Consider the following 17397-nt stretch of genomic DNA (forward strand, 5'->3'; position numbering starts at 1 on the left):
AATACTCTAAAAAGTATTGATTAAACTATAAAGTTAAAATTTTAATTCAAAAAAAATTAATTTTTAAAAATATAAGTAAAATATCGGGATGGGAAACTACCAATAAGCTCTATCCTGATTTTAGAAGCTAATATTAATTATTTAGGTATTTAAAATATCCAATAAAAATTATTGTTAAGATATATAATTTAGTAGTTATCAGCATTTTTGGATATTGGTTTTAGGTATAGAATCAAACAAGGCGGTTAGTCAAAAAGATTATAATAGTTATGTTTATAGCAAAAAATTGAATATTTTCTTAAAAAAATTATATTGATTATCAATTTCAACGAAAGAAGACAATAAATAAATTAGAGAGTAGCAGCAATATTAGTAACATTAGTGTTGTTGACAGTGAGGGTAATGCTACTAGTGTCACTAACTCCAATGGGAAGGGATCATCTTACGTTATTTCTGAGATAAGAATTATGTTGAATAATCTGCTTTAGAAAGCAGACTTAAATTTCTTGAGGTTTCACCTATGATCTTCCAATCACCATACTTTCTCAATCAAGTCTTACACAATTATTCTTAAACAAGAAAACCCTGAAAATATCTTAGAATTATGGATAAATTGTGTTTAAACTGCTATTTTATAAACAAGTTTCAATTTACTCTATTTTGGGTATTTCTTGGATAAAGCCATAACCTATCCACTGTTTAAACAGAGAACTTAGAAGAATTAGTCCTAACCAAAGGCGACACAAATTATTTAATCAACATAAACAAATATGTTTTTTAGGAAGGTTCGTGTGTTTCAATACATTGATTGTGACAGAACAACTGCCATTGGCAATCCTCAATGGTTCGGACTTATGTGTGATTGAACTAATTGCTTATTGAACCAATAATAAATTGTAATACTCAACTTGGGTTGAAAACTCCTACCAACATTTTTGCTAGACTACTCTGGAACAGTAATAGGATATTTTCTTTGTCCTCGGACGATTTTCTCTTTTATTGAAAATAATGTAACTTATATAGCTGAAGAGTCAAGAGCAAAAAAACATCATGATTCCCTCAGTGTAATTTAGCTGACGAGGTCATCATCGGTTCTACTCAAATTTTCAATAAATACTATGTTTGTTTTACGTTTGTGTGTGAGTATGAGTGCAGGTATTTTTCTGTCCTTAGTCTGGAAAGTATCGGTGGCGACACAAGTACCGTCATCTTCTGTCAAAACTCAAGATGGAACTTCGGAAACTTCTCAGAAAACTTATTTGTTATCCCCCAATGAGCGAGTGCAAGCGAAGAAGTCGAACCCTAATCTGGCGGACACCCAACAGATAAAACAATCTATTTCAAAACAAACACCATCAACTATCAAGAAATTTCCTACTCAGGTTACTGTTGAGTCAATAGACTCGTTAAATGTAACCAACACTGTTGATCGCTCTTCAGGCATCTCAAAAAACTTGCTATCAAACAAACTTAATCCCGGTGGCAACCCTTTATTGTTTCCCACTAAACCCTCAGAAGTGGAGACCGCCATCAGTCAACCGATTACCTTAGAACAAGCCATTTCCTTGGCATTGCATAATAATAGAGAACTCCAAGCCTCTCGTATCAAACTAGAAGAGCGTCAGGCTCGTTTAAAGGTCGAACAAGCCGACTTGTTTCCTACAATAGACATTGGAGCTAGTGCCGTACGGTTTAGAAATGATCGGGTATTTGGTGGTGGTACAAATCAACTTGGAAATTTAATTCCTGAAGAAACCAGTGCTGAAACTTTTACGGATCTTCGGGGTTTAGCAACCCTTAATTACATTATTTACAGTGGGGGTGAACGGTCAGCCCAAATTACACGGGCTCAACGAGAAGTCCGAAACCAAGAGCTAGAAGTAGAGCGAATTTCTGAACAAACCCGTTTTGAATCTACTGATCGTTATTATCGCTTACAAAACGCCGATGCTCAGGTTGCCATTGCCCAAGCGGCGGTAGAAGATGCCAATCAAAGTTTACGGGATGCTCGATTGTTAGAACAAGCCGGGTTGGGAACACGATTTGATGTTTTGCGAGCTGAGGGTGACTTAGCTACGGCTAATCAAGGGTTAACCCGTGCAATTGCAGAACAGCGAACTGCAAGACGTAGTTTGTCCGAATTTCTGAGTGTCGGACAACACATTCAATTAACAGCAGTAGATGAGATCTCCGAAGCAGGGACTTGGGCAATGACCCTTGATGAAACCATTGTCCGTGCCTATAAAAATCGCGCTGAGTTAGAACAACAATTAGTACAACGAGAAATTGGTCAACAAGACCGTGACATTGCTCTGTCAGAAATTAGACCCCAGGTTAGTTTTCTGGCGGAATACGATGCACGGGAAAACTTAGACGATGGCGTTCCTGTTCTTATGGACTGGACATTCGAAGCACGGGTTCGCTGGCGGATTTTTGATGGGGGGAGAGCCTTTGCGGGAGCCAGACAAGCTGAACGGAATATAGACTTAGCCAATACTAACTTTGCTAAACAACGTAATGCCATTCGTTTTGAGGTAGAAGAAGCTTATTATAACCTTATTGCAAATCGGGAAAACATCACCAGTACCCGCAAGAACGTTGAAATTTTTACAGAGGCTCTCAGACTGGCTCGATTACGATTTCAGGCAGGAGTTGGAACTCAAACTGATGTCATTGATGCTCAACGAGATCTCACCGATGCACGGGGGCGTTTTCTACAGGCAGTTATTGGCTACAATCAATCTCTCAATGCTTTACAACGCTCAGTTAGTAATTTACCTGATAATGGACTGTTTGAGGCACGTTGATCCTAGGCAATTGTCTGTCTTCTGTCACTTTAAACATTGTAGGAGCAATTTATGTGTCTTTACGTATAAGTTAGTATCTTTCACAGAAAAATTAATTTTTAAAATTGTGAATCATCTTGTTGTTCTAACTGATCAACTCTTTTCTCATTTTGTCTATATGTATTGAACAGACACTTTTCTTTGATCTTATAGGAGTTTCCCTAATTACTCTCTGAGTATTGGTCATGGTAATTTTTTGTACTATACAAATGGTATTTATTAATATTTGGGGGTTTAAACACGCTGTTGATATTGCCCTAGTCCAATATGATTACCTCCAAGATAACTCAAAGGAAAAATTAACTTTCTTTCCAGTTTTGGCGACTGCTTTATCTGCCAGTGTAGGATTATGGAATATGGCTGGGGTAGCCCTTGCAATTAAACTCGGAGGTCCAAGGGCAATATTTTGAATGACCATAACAGTAATTTAATGTCAACTAAATTTATCGAATGTGCTTTAAGGCTGAAATATCGCATTGTTCATTCTGATGGAATAGTAGTTTGTGGAGCGATGTACTATTTGTGTGACGGGTTAAATACATTAGGTTAAGCTCAATTGAGATAAGGTTTTAGCAATCATTTATCGAGTTGCTGGAATTGATTCAGCCATAGGTGCAGGAAATATGTTCCAGTCTAATCAATCGTTTGCTGTATTAGTCATCATCATTCCACAGTTAAAACCATATAATTAGGCTTATGCTTTAAGTTTAGCGCTGTTGGTAGGATTAGTAGAGGTATTGGCAGTATTAACCATATTAGCATCGTCACTAGTAAGTTAGTCCCAATAATGGTTGTAGTTTACATTTTTAGCTATTTGTGGATGTTAAAAGTAAATTTTACGGTAATTCCCAGGGTATTTTTTATGGTTCAAGGAGTCCGGCACAGTGCCTTTTCTAATGGAGTTGAATTGGAACAGCGGCGATTGCTCATTCAGTGGACAAGACTTAAGAACCTATTCGATAGGGAATGATTTCCATCTTAGAACCGTTTGTTGACAGGGTGATTATCTGTAATTTAATGGCATTGATAATCATAACGATAGGAATCTATAGCGACGTAGTGGGAGTAACTATTAGTAGTTGAGCTCTAGCAGCGCTAGCTTTTGGTTTAGTTATTAATTGGGTTCCTTTTGTTTTAGCTGAGGTGATGGGTCTGTTTGCCTTTTCAGGGATAATCACTTGGTGTTATTACGTCCAAAGATGTTTGGCTTATGTTTTCGGAGAATCTAGTCGTCATACCTTTAAAATTATGTTTCTAATTTTCATCTTTCTGGGATCTATTATTAATTTAGGAGACGTAGCAAACTTTAGTGAAACAATGTTATTAACCTTAGCTATTGCTAATGTTCTAGATTGTATTTTATTTTCAATAAAAATAGCTGATAATTGACAAAAATATTGGCAAAAGTTGAAGTTTAAAGAAATAAAAGACAAATAATACCTGCAAAGGGAAGATATCCACGCTATTTTAGTCGCGCGTCTAGTCAAAATATTTTAATCGCTTGATTGAAAGATTCTGGTGCTATCCAAAAGGCCCAATGATTTCCCCGGACTTCTTTAACATGTAAGTTATTTAAATAAGTTTTATAAGGCTTAATTTGCTATCAAGTTATATTAAGTCCTTGTTTGGGTTTAATAAATAGTGTAGTAATCTCAATAAACTCAGTCAATCCTGTGCATCTTATCATATCTTTAAAAAGATAGAGGCATATCACATTTAATTCCCCATTTTTCCTTGTTTTTTCAATTCCTGATTAGAAAACTTTTTGTTGCGAGGGAGTCTATCCTTAAATATAATCTGCAAATTTATAACCAGTTTAAGGTTTACTGCTATCACCATGACTGCCTAAATTAGGTGCAAAAACTATGATGATCCCTCGATAAATAATCTTCTAAACTTGACTAAATTAAGCTATTATCAGCCAAACGATACAACAGTATAATTATTTTTTTCCTAGATTCCATTCTGAATAAAATATATGAATACCTGATAAGTTAACAATGTTATGAACAAATATTTTTTACCATAAACAAAGTTATTAGATCATAATTTAGGATAAAATACACTGTACGAAGGGCTTAAAAAAGGGCACTAATTCAGGTTGACTAGCCACTAAACAAGGAAAAGATTTTTTTCCATAATCATCACCAATCTTAAGCGGAAAAATAGGGTCATCATTTAAAGAGACAAAAACTCCACCTGCACCTCTAAGAATAACCCAAACCGCTGCAATATCCCAAATTTTAGGGGTGACTTCTACCCCCCCTAATGCTGCTCCACAAGCCACTAATGAAATGTTATAACTAGCGACTCCAATCATACGAATTTTACACGGAAAAGGTTCTCTAAGAATTTTAGTACTACGAGTGCATAAATTAAAAAGATGACTTTGGCTAGGCTGGTCATAACTAGTGTGAATTTTTACTCCATTTGAATAAGACCCTTTAGGTCCAGTTATTCCGGTTTCCCCATACCAGTATCCATGAAAAGATTGCTGAAGTTGGGGAAAATAAACAAAGCCAAAAACAGGGGTTCCTCTATATAACAATCCCAGAGAAATCCCCCAAATTGGGATACCTCGCGTGAAATTAGTGGTTCCATCAATCGGGTCAATGATCCAACACCAGTCTGTTTCAGGGAAGATATGAGTGGTTTCCTCAGTAAGAACTCCATGTTCAGGAAATTTGGTAGCGATCTCTGTGCGAATAGTTTGATCAGTCCAATGATCAGCTTGGGTAACTAAAGAACCATCATCCTTCTGTGTAGGGGATATTTTACCTACATCAGCCACTAAATGATGTCCGATTTTTTGGGTTGTCGTCCGACAAAACGTTAAAACCTGGTGCCAAAATTGTTCCATGTTCAATTGTAAAAATAAGAAGGTAGCAATAGGATATCATCCTTAGAAGATATAGGAATATAATTTGATAAAGCAAGTTTTTTGATTCCAGGTTCCCCAAGATAAAAGCTAGAAAGATTTCATGAGTTGCCCTCGGATAGAATTTTAACAAAAGTGTTATGCTAGTGGGCAATCACATCTTTTTGGATATTTTTTCTACAATAAGGCAAAAAATTTAAATTCATTTGAACCCCAAATTATCAATATTTTACTTTTGAGACCGATACTGCCCATAAAATTTTTGTCGTAGATGAAACTTTAAAATATTAATGAGATAAGAAAATGTTATCAACTTCAACTAACAAAGCTGCTATGATCCGTAACTATATTCTTCTTTCTCTAGTCGTTATGATTTTGGGAGTGGGATTAACGGATATTTTTAAAAATCCTGGTCGAGTTGGACAGAAGGATCGTATTGATAATTATGTCCGCTACATCAATGCCGGTTTTGTTGCTCAAACGCAAAAATCAGGACGTTAACACTCCGTCGTTAAGCTCGTGTTGGCAATATTTTGGCTCAAGATGTCTAGACAAACAATATCTCTAGGTTCTTCCACTGATCTTTTTCTTGCTAGCGTAAGAACCACGACTAAAACATTTTTATATGAAATTACCTTTCGCTCTCCAGCTTATATGTAAGTACGACTTACTAAACTCTATGGATGAAACCATACTTTAATATAAGTAAATAATCCTTATACTCCTATTATTTGAGGAATAGCGCAGTATTATTTTATCCCCTTGTTAGCTTCTTTTTAATTAAAAAATAAATTAATTATCGTACCTATTTTTATTACTTTCATCTATATTTTTTTATAAATTCAACCATTGTTTTTTATAGGCTTAAATGAATATTATCTATTAATAAATCATTAAATCCTTTTTTGAAAGCTCTTGAAATCATTCTTAGTGAAGATATTTTTTAAAACCTTATCTAAAAATTTATATAAGATTGTATTTTTTGATTAATTCACCTAACTTACAATATCTTTGATTTGCTATACTCTTCTATTTTATAGATAATATTTATGCTCTTTTCTATCATGGAGTTTATCTTTTGGCTACGAGTAAACTTTGATAACATTTATCTTTCTAATTATGTTAGCTAAATTTTTAAAAAAACACTATATTTTAATTAATCACTAAATTAATCACTTTATTTATGAACTTGATATTTTAATCAACAGTTTTCAATATACTTAAAATTAGGATAATAAGGAGAAAAAAATACTACTTATGCTCCGATAGACTTCATCAGTGAGAAAATCTTTTTTGTTTACATATTTTTAAATAGTAAAATAGAAAAACCTAATGTAGCGAGCGTTACGATTAACGCAATATTTTTACTTGATTATTAGAATGTGTTCCCTAAGCTCGTTTCTCTTTAGTTGCTCCGGCATAGCGACAAGTCATAGCTAGCTTAACTTCAGTTTCATTCATCAAAATTAAGTACGCAAGTTTAAGTTATCTAAGTAACATAGAACACTCCCATCTCAGGGTTTATACCTTGGTAGATTGAGAAGCTACCAAGGTATAAAGTATTTATTTTTTCGTTTGAGTGAATACTTAGTTCTTGTAGAGCAGCATAGTTATTTTATTCTAGCAATTCTTCTACAATGTTTAGGTGATTATGCTTCCATTAAAAGGAATGTTTCCGTCCATGAGGAAACAGTTATCTACTTTTTGTTGTTTTATAATCTCCAGGGAGATAATCGATAAAACTATAACTGACTTAAAAAGACTCTGATAGTTATAAAATTAATTAACTAGTCTTATTATTAGTTTCTATTACTTCAGTGGAAATATCTATAGGAGCACAGTTTGTTTTTTTTTATATTTGCTTCAATTTATTCAGTTGATACTACACTTAAATTAAGTTTACTAATAAAAATATATTAATTTTAACCTTAAATTATACTAAATATAATTTATATTCTTTGATTAATTTTACTTATGCCAATCACAAATATTTAATTTGGCTCACTCATGTAAAGCTTTCAAGTATCACAAAACATATAAAAATTTTTATTATTTCAGTTATTATTTAATCTTAAAACTGTTAATACTATTTTTAAGTTAGCCGCTGCAAAAAAGTAATATTCAAGAATGCATTTAAGATTTAATATTATTTAAATCTTAAAGTTATAATATTAATTGATATTAGGTTTTTCCAAAAGATTAGAGAGGTTTCTTTGTATCTGAAGATAGTATAAATTCTGATTATATAGAAAACAATTGCTCAGGGAGACTTCGACTAATATCATTAATATCTATTAAGTAATATTGAAAAACTTAAGAAACTTAGAAAATATTTGACGAAAACATCATCATCACACCGTCACATTCTTCAAATCTAAAAGAGATCTAGAGGATTGTTAGCTAAAGTTCTAATCTAATAATAATCTATGATTAATACACCTAGCCTCAATCTGGTGAAGCATGCAGCCTCATTTGTATCCCAAACGCCTCTACCAGTGGCTCACTTCTAGTAACTTTAGGCTCGGTACCACCGATCCTCGCTATGCCTTAGTAGAGGCCTGTTTGATCGGATTTCTCTCAGCCTTAGCTGCTCTTATTCTTAAAGTAGGAGTCGGTTGCTTGGGAGGATGGCGAGTAAGTTTAGCCAATCAATTTGGGGCGATTTGGGTCCTTCCCCTTGGAGGCTTAATTTTAGGATGGGTATCGGGATGGTTGATCGAACAAGTTTCTCTTACTGCTGCAGGAGGTGGTATTACCCAAGTCAAAGCTTCGTTGGCTCGCTATCCTGTCCCATTATCTCTACAGGTTGTTCTAGTTAAATTAATTGGCACGGTCTTGGTATTAGGGGCTGGATTAACCCTAGGTCGTCGTGCCCCCACAGTCCATATTGGAGCGGCTTTAGCAGCACAGTTAAGCAGTTGGGTTCCCACCTCTCCTGAACATCGACGACAAATGATTGCGGCTGGAGCTGCTGCCGGACTAGCTGCTGGATTTAGTACTCCGATTGCTGGAGTTCTATTTGTGGTTGAAGAGTTGATGCGCGATGTTTCTGGTCTAACTCTACAAACCGCTATTGTTGCTTCATTTGTGGGAGCTGTTGTCTCTTTAATCCTTCAGTCAGCATCTCTATCATTTTCGTCTTCCCTTTTAAATCTGCCTAATATTAGTTTTTCAGCTTCTGAAATTCCTTTTTACCTATTGTTGGGGATTTTAGCTGGGATATTAGGCTCACTTTTTAAACGGGGACTTCTGTTTAGTCTGAGCGTGCAAAGTCGTCTTAATTTACCTTTACCTTGGCGAATCGGATTAGTTGGGATGATTTCCGGGGTAATCGTTGCTCTCTTACCTCCTTTTTTTCAAGATAATGCAGGATTAAGAACTTTTTTGGTTACAGGTGGATTGAGTGACGACAAAATTCTTTTAGCTTTTGTTGCTCATTTTTTCTTAACTATACTAGCCTATAGTTCTAATGCTCCGGGGGGACTTTTTGCCCCCGCTTTAGTTTTGGGATCCGCCCTAGGCTATTTAGTGGGAGATTTTGAGGAGTTTATAACAGGAACGGGCGCCGAATCTACCTATGCCCTGGCAGGAATGGGGGGCTTTTTTACTGCAGTAGTTCGGGTTCCGGTAACAGCTATTGTTATTGTCTTTGAATTAAACACGGATTTTAATATCGTTCTTCCTTTAATGGTGACTTGTGCGGTTTCTTATGTGGTAGCCGAGAGTGTATCACGAGGGTCTTTATACGAAGATATGCTTAGGACTAAGGGAATTTACATTAATGAAGCAGCAACGGCGCAAGATTTTTTGTCTCAATTGACTGCAGCCAATGTCATGCAGTCCAAAGTAGAAAGTTTACCTAGTCATTTGACCCTTGAAGAAGTTTTTCAAGCAATGTCTATATCGAGTCATCGCGGCTTTCCAGTGATAGAGAACGGCAAATTAGTGGGAATTGTCACTCAAACTGATTTGTCCAATTCGGCTCAATATTTACCAGACACATGTCTTAGAGATTTCATGACACCACGCCCAATTACGGTTCCAGCCGATGCTTTTCTAAGTGATGTTCTCTATATACTTAATCGACATGGATTATCTCGTCTTCCAGTAACAGAAGGGACAAAATTAGTAGGAATTATTACCCGCACTGATATTATTCGTGTAGAGGCTAATCAACTTGAAGGTCATAATGCTCAAAGAAATGAATCCTTGCAAGAACCTTCTTATGCTATCTATCAAACTCGCGCTCCAGCTATTGGAGAGGGACGCATTTTATTGCCTTTGGCTAACCTAAATAGTGCAACAGCTTTGTTTCAAATTGGAGCGGCAATCGCAACTCAGAAACAATCGGAATTAGAATGTTTACAGATAATTAAAGTTCCAAAACACAGTAATCCTGCTCAAACTTCCCTAAAAAATCAACCCCAGCGTCAATTACTCCAAGACCTGGAAAGATTAGGCCGGCATCAGCATCTTCCGGTTCACACTCAAATTCGGGTTGCTCATGATATTGCCCAAGCTATTTTAGAAACAATCCGTGATCGCCATATTACTTTGATGATCTTGGAATGGACTGAAGACAGTCGAACTCCTGGAGCAGTTTTTGGACATATAGTAGATTTTTTGATTAGTAAAGCCCCTTGTGAATTAGTTTTAATTAAATTGGGTGATCACCATAATGTTTATCCTTACAATTTAGATAAGGATGCTACCTGGTTAATTCCTATCGCTGGAGTACCTAATGCTCAACGGGCTATGGAGTTACTCCCTGGACTAACTGGGTTGTATAATTGTTCACGCTCGCCAATTATTTGGTTGTGTAAAGTATTCTCTCCTGATGGCAATTTTCCTGACTACCAAGCTTTAGAACAAACTGCTCAAGAGTTACAACGAACTCTTGAGCGCCTTGTTATTCCTTTACCCATTCGTTCCCAATCGGTGGCTGATGCGGTGGTTCATTTGGCAACCTCCGAAACTTGTGATGTAGTCATGTTAGGGGTCAGTCGCGAGGGTCTGTTAGAACAGGTGATACATGGTAATCTTTCCAAAACAATCGCTCGGCAAGTCCACAGCACTGTTATTTTAGTTCAAGATGCATTATAAGATTAGTCCACTGCAAGAAAAATCTAAAAATGTATAAAAAATATGTCTTAAATTCATATAAATTAGATTTTTTTTGCATGCAGATGCCTCAGTGAACAACCTATGCTGGGAAAAATAATCACATGAAGAAATAATATTAGGTTTGAGATCATGTAAATAATCACTTAACCTTATAAACTCATTATTTATTTTTCTACCTGGTCACTATCGCTGGAGTATCAAATGCTCAACAGGTTATGGAATTACTCCCTTACTAGGACTAGGACTACTTAGCTTGAGTTTATCTAAAATTGTCATTAATCAAAAGAAAATAGACTCTTAGGTCTCTCTAAAAAAATGAGGAGTTTAATTTTTAAAAATTACGAAGCAAATACATCCTAGTAGATTATTAGTAAATAAAATATGAATTAAGTAAGGTACATTCGGTTAATTTTTTTCGTGACAATTCTAAACTGAAGTTAAATCATAGCATAACGTACTAAGGTGAGTGAGTTTCAAGTATCTTATGCCACGCACGCCGCCAACATATCCCAGTTTACTCCTCACCCTCGATGGTTGTTGTCATAGTGGATTCTCGTTCCAGCCCATTGGAGTTTTTCTCGTAAGGTTTGATAAAAAGAATAATTTTCTTGAAGAATAATAAATTTGGCCACACATTCAGCCATATGAACCCTTATCCATTGTCCTGGCCAAATAGACGTAGCTAAAGCTCCATCAGTCCACAATTTAGTATTTAATTCAAAGTCCCCCAAAGACCAAATATCTACTACAGACCGAGGGGGAATAATAATAGGACGACTGGCCAAACTTAGGGGACAAATGGGAGTAACAGCGATCGCATCCATGCCTGGATGAACAATAGGTCCATTGGCTGAAGCAGTATAACAAGTTGACCCCGTAGGAGTTGCTACCAATAACCCATCCCCCTGATATTGATCCACCACTTCTCCATCGAGTTCTATTTCTAAAACTGATGTGGGCATCCGATCAATACTTGCAGGCTTCACACACATTTCATTGAGACAATAAAACTGTTCACTACTGGGGATTGGGTTGGTCTTATCTCCTTCAAATAAACAAGCTTCTAACATCATGCGTTGTTGTACTACATAGCGATCCCCTAACAAACGAGCCCAAACGTTTTCTATATCCTGAAATAACTCAAAGGGTTCGGTGAGAAAGCCTAAATGTCCTCCCACATTCACTGCCAAGATAGGGATGTTTTCTGGTGCTAATTGTCGCGCTGCGGCTAATACGGTTCCATCTCCTCCTAAAATGATAGCTAGATCAATTTTTTCGTTAACAGAAGATAAAAACACGGGGTAGGGATTGTCTTTAATCCCACTAGGCCCCATCAATACTTTACAGTTACGGACTTCTAGTTCTCGAGCACAGGTTTGAGCCCATGATTTACTTTGGGCATCTGCAGCTTTGTAAGCAATAATTACTTGTTTAAGTTCCACGTTAGTTGAGTTTAATTGTTAATTTTTCCCTCAACTTACCGAGGGATGTTTAAACCTTACTTTCCTATTATTGTATCGAATTAAGTTATCTATAAGCTACTCAATGCACTAGACTTTACTAAAAGTCTAGTGCATTGAGTAGCTTATGATTATAATAGTGAACAACAAGGCAATTGTGTCTTTATTCAGTTTTTACTCAATCAATATCTAGATTTATCTCTCTCAAATTCAAGGATACTAGAATTTAAAAATATTTTTTTATTTTTTACTAACAGTTTTCAATGAAGTTGAAATCAAGAGGGTAAAGAGATAAAAATACGACCTTTGCTCTTATAGATTCCATCAGTTCTCTAATCTTTTATTCTTCTATTATAGTTTAGTAAATTATCCATGGGCACATAAGCTTCTGGCTACAGTGTGTCAGTGCCTCTGTTCCATAATCAAGAAAAACTTCTTTATTTTGTTCATCATTCAAAAGTAAAAGAGGCTAAAAAGACTGATTTAGCGGATACTCTAATCAACATAACATATGAAGATATTTTCCATAAACTCATCTTTTTTTAGTTATTTCGACAAAGTGATGAGTTATAGCCAGCACGTACTCCAGTTTTGTCAGTAAAAACTAGATCTGAAAGTTTTAGTTATCCAAATATCGTCGAATATTCTTCCTTCAAAGTTAAAACCCTATCTTATGTAAAGTTCTAAAGCATGAAATGTTTTTCGCGGTCAAGTTAAGTCTTTGAACGAAACAAAGCATTGTAAAAATACTGACCCTAACACTTATTGTCTTTTTTAAGTAAGTACTGATATCTTGTACACTAGCATAGGGTTTTTACATTTTAGTAACTGCTCTGCGCCAATTAAAGAAAATTATTCTCGGCAACAAGAGAATAGTTCTATTATTTTAGTGAGAATATCTATGGAGTACAGCTTTATTTTTTTGCGCAACTAATTTATATTTCTTCACTTGTATTTATCGAGATATAAACAACTATAATGCTAAAGTATTTTTTTAGTACAATTTTTTATAAAAGGGATAACTTCATTGCCGGACTCTAATAATATAGAATCAATAAGCTAACATTACCTCTTAACAATTTCAGTGCCTTACCCCATTTGTATTACCCTAGGAACTCGTCCTGAAGCAATCAAACTTGCTCCCGTGATCAAAAAATTTCGTCAATCGCCGGCGTTTAAGACTTATGTTATCCTCACTGGACAACACCAGGAAATGGTAGAACAAGTGATGAAATTGTTTGAATTTGAATTGGAAGGTGATCACAATCTTAAAATTATGCAACCCCGTCAAACTCTGACTGATATTACCTACCGTAGTTTACAAGGGTTAGAAGCTGTCTTTAAAGAAATTCAACCACAATTAGTCATAGTTCAAGGAGACACCACTACTGCTTTTGCAGCTACATTAGCGGCGTTTTATCAACAAATCCCCATTGGCCATGTTGAAGCGGGATTACGCACTGATGATATTTATAATCCTTTTCCTGAAGAAGCTAACCGCCGTCTAATTTCCCAACTTGCTCAATTACATTTTGCCCCCACTCAATTAGCTGTGGAAAATCTTAAGCGTTCAGGAGTCACAGGCGAAATCCATCTCACAGGTAATACAGTAATTGATGCCTTATTAACAGTTGCCAAAAAGAAGCAGCAAACCCTTGACATTAAAGGCTTAGATACTAATAACTATCGGTTGTTACTCACAACAGTTCACAGACGAGAAAATTGGGGTCAACCTTTACAAAATATCCTCACTAGTCTTCGTCTTATTTTAGATAAGTATCCTGATACAATCTTATTATTGCCAATGCACCGCAACCCAGTAGTTAGGGAACCAATTCAAAAAGTATTACAGGATCATCCAAGAGTTTTCCTAACTGAACCTTTAGGTTATGGAGAATTAGTCGTTGCAATTCAGAATTGCTATTTATTATTGACAGATTCAGGTGGATTACAAGAAGAAGCTCCTAGTTTAGGTAAACCTGTGTTGGTGTTAAGAGAGACTACTGAACGTCCTGAAGCTGTTGAAGCCGGAACTGCTAAGTTAGTGGGTACTAATTCTCAGAATATTTTAGCAGAAGCGAGTAAATTATTAAATAGTAAAAATGCTTATAAAAAAATGGCTAATGCGATTAATCCCTTTGGGGATGGGAAAGCAAGTGATCGTATTTTAGAAATCGTACAACGTTATTTAGGAGAAAAGTATTAACTATTTTGACTAAGTATTGGCTAAATACGTATCATTAATATTAATAATTATCATCACGTTCTTATTTAAGAATGCGGATATCAGGAACGACAATAGTTATATTATATGAGTAATAGTAATAATTTGTAACAGATGTGGAAAAATATAAATCACTTAATCATCAGTTATTTTATACAGCATTAAATCAATATTCTTCTAACTAAGAATACATTGATGAAAACATCGTTGTAGAACAAACTGCTTATAAAAAATAGATAAACGACATTATCAATTAAGATAACTTTATAAAGTTGCTATTTTATTTAGCAGAAAATATGAAAAATATAGATTACTTTTACTGTAGTACTACGCAAACGTGTTAGATTATCCTTATGATTAACACTAATCATTGGTTGAGGAAATATAAAAAATACATAAAAAAGTTTATGGGGTTTCATTTCGTTAAAATTAGTTACAATACTTTATTTTTTTACTCCACACAATTAAAAAATAACTCATAAAATATAGTAAAGTCAAGGACACATAAAAGTTTAGATTCTTGAGAAAAAAAATAATAATATAACTCAAAATAAATAGCTTAATTATGATGGAGTAACTAACGTTTGTCAATAAAATAATAAGTTATACGCTCCAAGAGTCATGAATTCCTAGATAAAAAATTACGGATATAAAAAAATATTATAATTTTTGGAATAAAAATGATAATAAATATCTAAAAAAAGAATATTTAATTTATATAAATCTAAATTAAATAATAGATTAAATAATCTATATAAATATTATTTTAAATAATGGATACGTTATCCTATAATTTGTGTATATTTTTGAATATATAAGTGTAAATAATATTTATATTAGGTTTTTTAAAAAGTAACATTTTTTACCTTCTCAACCTGTTAATATTTAAAAATAGAGATTTATTTAAAGCTTAGTTATGCAATTAATTATCTAAAAGTTTAATTACTCAATCGTAACTAGGAGAGAACGTTAAATCATACTATTCTTTATAAGAAAACAACATAAGAAAAATGGTTAAAAAAACTAGACATAAACTATGGCAGCTCCCATCTAACCTTCCAAATTTAAATAAAATGTAGAATCGGTAGTCTTGTATAAAAACTTTAAGGAAACAAATGTTACCTGAATTTAAAATAGCTATAGAAGAGATAAAAAAAGAACATAAAAGTACAATTATATAAAATAAAAGCTTATGAAATTTTTCAAATATGTTTGAAGATAAATATACTTTACCTAAAGTATTTAAACAAAGTTTTAATCAAAAATATTTTTATTGAAACTTCAACTTAAATAATATATATTTAAGTTAAATTACTGATGTAATTATTACAATTTAAATATTGTTATACATTTAAATTGTAATAAAAAATATAAATTAGTCTGTCATTATAACATTTAAACTTATTTTTTTAAAAAATAGAACTAAATATATACTAATTTAAACTCTGTTTAAGGTGTTAAAAAATTGAAAATTTTTTGTCAATAATTCTATATTAACCATCATGATTAATCAAGCAAGGATTAGGAACTATGTAAAATCATTAAGGATAATAGGAACTCAATGGTGTTAATCAGGAAGTTTCTTCTTTTGAAAGGAGATAAAACTGACCATAGAGAATAGTAAATCCTTTCAAATTTAATACTTATTCATTAAACCAAGTTGCTTATTTGACATAGAAAGTATAAAGACAGATTATCTATCAAACAAAACACAATTTAATTTTTATTAATAATTTTTTGTAGTATTGACTATATAGTATAAGTTGTTACTTGTATTATCAGGTTTCGTATTTATATAACTATTAGAGGCATATTTATTTGACTTATAAACTCTCTATAAGCAGTAGCAAAAAAAAATATCAGCATATAGCAGCAATTTTAATTATATATTTATTCAGTTATTTTATAAACTTTTGTATGTATAGATTGTAGGTCTAGCAATAGAAAACCATAATAACATTCAAGCAAAACTTTCTTTGATTTAAATAGTATAAAAAACCTCTAATTTAGATAAACAACTCTAAATTAGAGGTTTTTGCCTTATGAAGTCTTCAACATTCCTATTGCTTCCTAACTTAAAACAGTTATAGCTGTTTTGCAACCTAGTATAGATATACAGCTATTAGATATTTTCGTTTTAGAAGGGGTGCCCAAAACAAAGATATTTAAATAAAATAGAGCGCGATGGGATATCCAATGATTACAGTCCGCCTAATGTTTTTACAACTTCCGAACCAACTCGTTGTTTTTATCCCTATAATCGAATCAATAATCTTGGACCACTAGACTAGAAGAGCAATGTTATCCGTTCCGGTATTAACGCCCAAATATTCCTTAAAAGTTCTAGAGAGTGTTCTCGCCCTAATAATAGGAATCTTGACCATTAAAGGGACATCCCTAAACGCGATTGCCCAAACACCATCCTCCAACAGTCCCTTGACCGTTCGCGCTGATATTCAAGAAGCCAACTCAGAAACGGGCGTTGTCACCGCTAGGGGTAATGTGCAAATTTTTTATCCTGCCCGCCAAATTCAAGGCACTGCCGCCCAAGCACAATATTTTAGTCGAGAACGTCGTCTGGTTTTAACAGGTAACGTTTACGTCTTACAAGAAGGCAATAGTATGCGGGCAGAAATCATGACTTATCTCATCGACGAAGGACGATTTATTGCCACGCCAGAATCTAGCGAGCAAGTTGAATCTATCTATCTTGTCACTGAAAATGAAGAAAGTCCTCCCGCCCCTGCATCCGTAGCTCCTGCTCCTCCTTTAAACTCAACTCCTTTACCCCTACTCTTAAATCCCTGATCGGCAATTCATATAGTTGCAATTTTTGATAAGGTGTCTTTTTGAATTTTATAAATT

The 17397-nt window shown here is 34.2% G+C and carries 11 protein-coding genes; 9 read left to right on the forward strand and 2 right to left on the reverse strand.

Annotation, left to right across the window (positions count from 1 at the left end; translation table 11 throughout):
- The first annotated feature begins 1118 nt into the window (after positions 1-1118).
- The 5 genes from ETSB_RS01215 to ETSB_RS10165 all read left to right on the forward strand — a co-directional run bounded on the left by ETSB_RS01215 (position 1119) and on the right by ETSB_RS10165 (position 4235).
- Positions 1119-2807, forward strand: coding sequence for a TolC family protein (locus ETSB_RS01215; protein WP_044105830.1), 1689 nt, complete (start codon positions 1119-1121; stop codon positions 2805-2807).
- Between the two features lie 224 nt (positions 2808-3031).
- The gene (locus ETSB_RS10425) at positions 3032-3256 is read left to right on the forward strand and encodes an alanine:cation symporter family protein (RefSeq protein WP_269763971.1); all 225 of its coding nucleotides are present in this window, start codon (positions 3032-3034) and stop codon (positions 3254-3256) included.
- 20 nt (positions 3257-3276) lie between these two features.
- The gene (locus ETSB_RS10430) at positions 3277-3396 is read left to right on the forward strand and encodes an alanine:cation symporter family protein (RefSeq protein ID WP_269763972.1); all 120 of its coding nucleotides are present in this window, start codon (positions 3277-3279) and stop codon (positions 3394-3396) included.
- A 237-nt stretch (positions 3397-3633) separates the two neighbouring features.
- Complete coding sequence (locus ETSB_RS10160) at positions 3634-3816, forward strand: hypothetical protein (RefSeq protein ID WP_232509830.1); 183 nt, start codon at positions 3634-3636, stop codon at positions 3814-3816.
- Positions 3817-3992: 176 nt separating this feature from the next.
- Complete coding sequence (locus ETSB_RS10165) at positions 3993-4235, forward strand: alanine:cation symporter family protein (protein WP_232509832.1); 243 nt, start codon at positions 3993-3995, stop codon at positions 4233-4235.
- Positions 4236-4896: 661 nt separating this feature from the next.
- On the opposite strand, the gene ETSB_RS01225 is transcribed toward ETSB_RS10165, so the two are convergent.
- Entirely contained in the window at positions 4897-5706 is an 810-nt protein-coding gene (locus ETSB_RS01225) for an inositol monophosphatase family protein (RefSeq protein ID WP_044105831.1), read from the reverse strand.
- A gap of 321 nt (positions 5707-6027) precedes the next feature.
- On the opposite strand from ETSB_RS01225, the gene ETSB_RS01230 reads away from it, so the two are divergent.
- Entirely contained in the window at positions 6028-6225 is a 198-nt protein-coding gene (locus ETSB_RS01230) for a hypothetical protein (protein ID WP_044105832.1), read from the forward strand.
- Positions 6226-8184: 1959 nt separating this feature from the next.
- Complete coding sequence (locus ETSB_RS01235; RefSeq protein WP_044105833.1) at positions 8185-10827, forward strand: chloride channel protein; 2643 nt, start codon at positions 8185-8187, stop codon at positions 10825-10827.
- Positions 10828-11369: 542 nt separating this feature from the next.
- Here the strand turns inward: ETSB_RS01235 and ETSB_RS01240 are convergent.
- A complete protein-coding gene (locus ETSB_RS01240; protein ID WP_044105834.1) occupies positions 11370-12290 on the reverse strand; it encodes an NAD(+) kinase in 921 nt (306 codons plus the stop codon).
- A 1102-nt stretch (positions 12291-13392) separates the two neighbouring features.
- Here ETSB_RS01240 and wecB point away from each other — a divergent pair.
- Complete coding sequence (gene wecB / locus ETSB_RS01245) at positions 13393-14514, forward strand: non-hydrolyzing UDP-N-acetylglucosamine 2-epimerase (RefSeq protein WP_145972222.1); 1122 nt, start codon at positions 13393-13395, stop codon at positions 14512-14514.
- A gap of 2316 nt (positions 14515-16830) precedes the next feature.
- Complete coding sequence (locus ETSB_RS01250) at positions 16831-17340, forward strand: LptA/OstA family protein (protein ID WP_044105837.1); 510 nt, start codon at positions 16831-16833, stop codon at positions 17338-17340.
- The last annotated feature ends 57 nt before the right edge of the window (positions 17341-17397 follow it).

Origin of the sequence: cyanobacterium endosymbiont of Epithemia turgida isolate EtSB Lake Yunoko (assembly GCF_000829235.1) — a bacterium.
GTDB lineage: Bacteria > Cyanobacteriota > Cyanobacteriia > Cyanobacteriales > Microcystaceae > Rippkaea.

Bases quoted from the DNA above. Each gene is read 5' to 3' on its own strand.
- ETSB_RS01215 (WP_044105830.1), top strand. From the start codon at position 1,119: ATGTTTGTTTTACGTTTGTGTGTGAGTATGAGTGCAGGTATTTTTCTG.
- ETSB_RS10425 (WP_269763971.1), top strand. From the start codon at position 3,032: ATGGTAATTTTTTGTACTATACAAATGGTATTTATTAATATTTGGGGG.
- ETSB_RS10430 (WP_269763972.1), top strand. From the start codon at position 3,277: ATGTCAACTAAATTTATCGAATGTGCTTTAAGGCTGAAATATCGCATT.
- ETSB_RS10160 (WP_232509830.1), top strand. From the start codon at position 3,634: ATGGTTGTAGTTTACATTTTTAGCTATTTGTGGATGTTAAAAGTAAAT.
- ETSB_RS10165 (WP_232509832.1), top strand. From the start codon at position 3,993: ATGGGTCTGTTTGCCTTTTCAGGGATAATCACTTGGTGTTATTACGTC.
- ETSB_RS01225 (WP_044105831.1), bottom strand. From the start codon at position 5,706: ATGGAACAATTTTGGCACCAGGTTTTAACGTTTTGTCGGACGACAACC.
- ETSB_RS01230 (WP_044105832.1), top strand. From the start codon at position 6,028: ATGTTATCAACTTCAACTAACAAAGCTGCTATGATCCGTAACTATATT.
- ETSB_RS01235 (WP_044105833.1), top strand. From the start codon at position 8,185: ATGCAGCCTCATTTGTATCCCAAACGCCTCTACCAGTGGCTCACTTCT.
- ETSB_RS01250 (WP_044105837.1), top strand. From the start codon at position 16,831: ATGTTATCCGTTCCGGTATTAACGCCCAAATATTCCTTAAAAGTTCTA.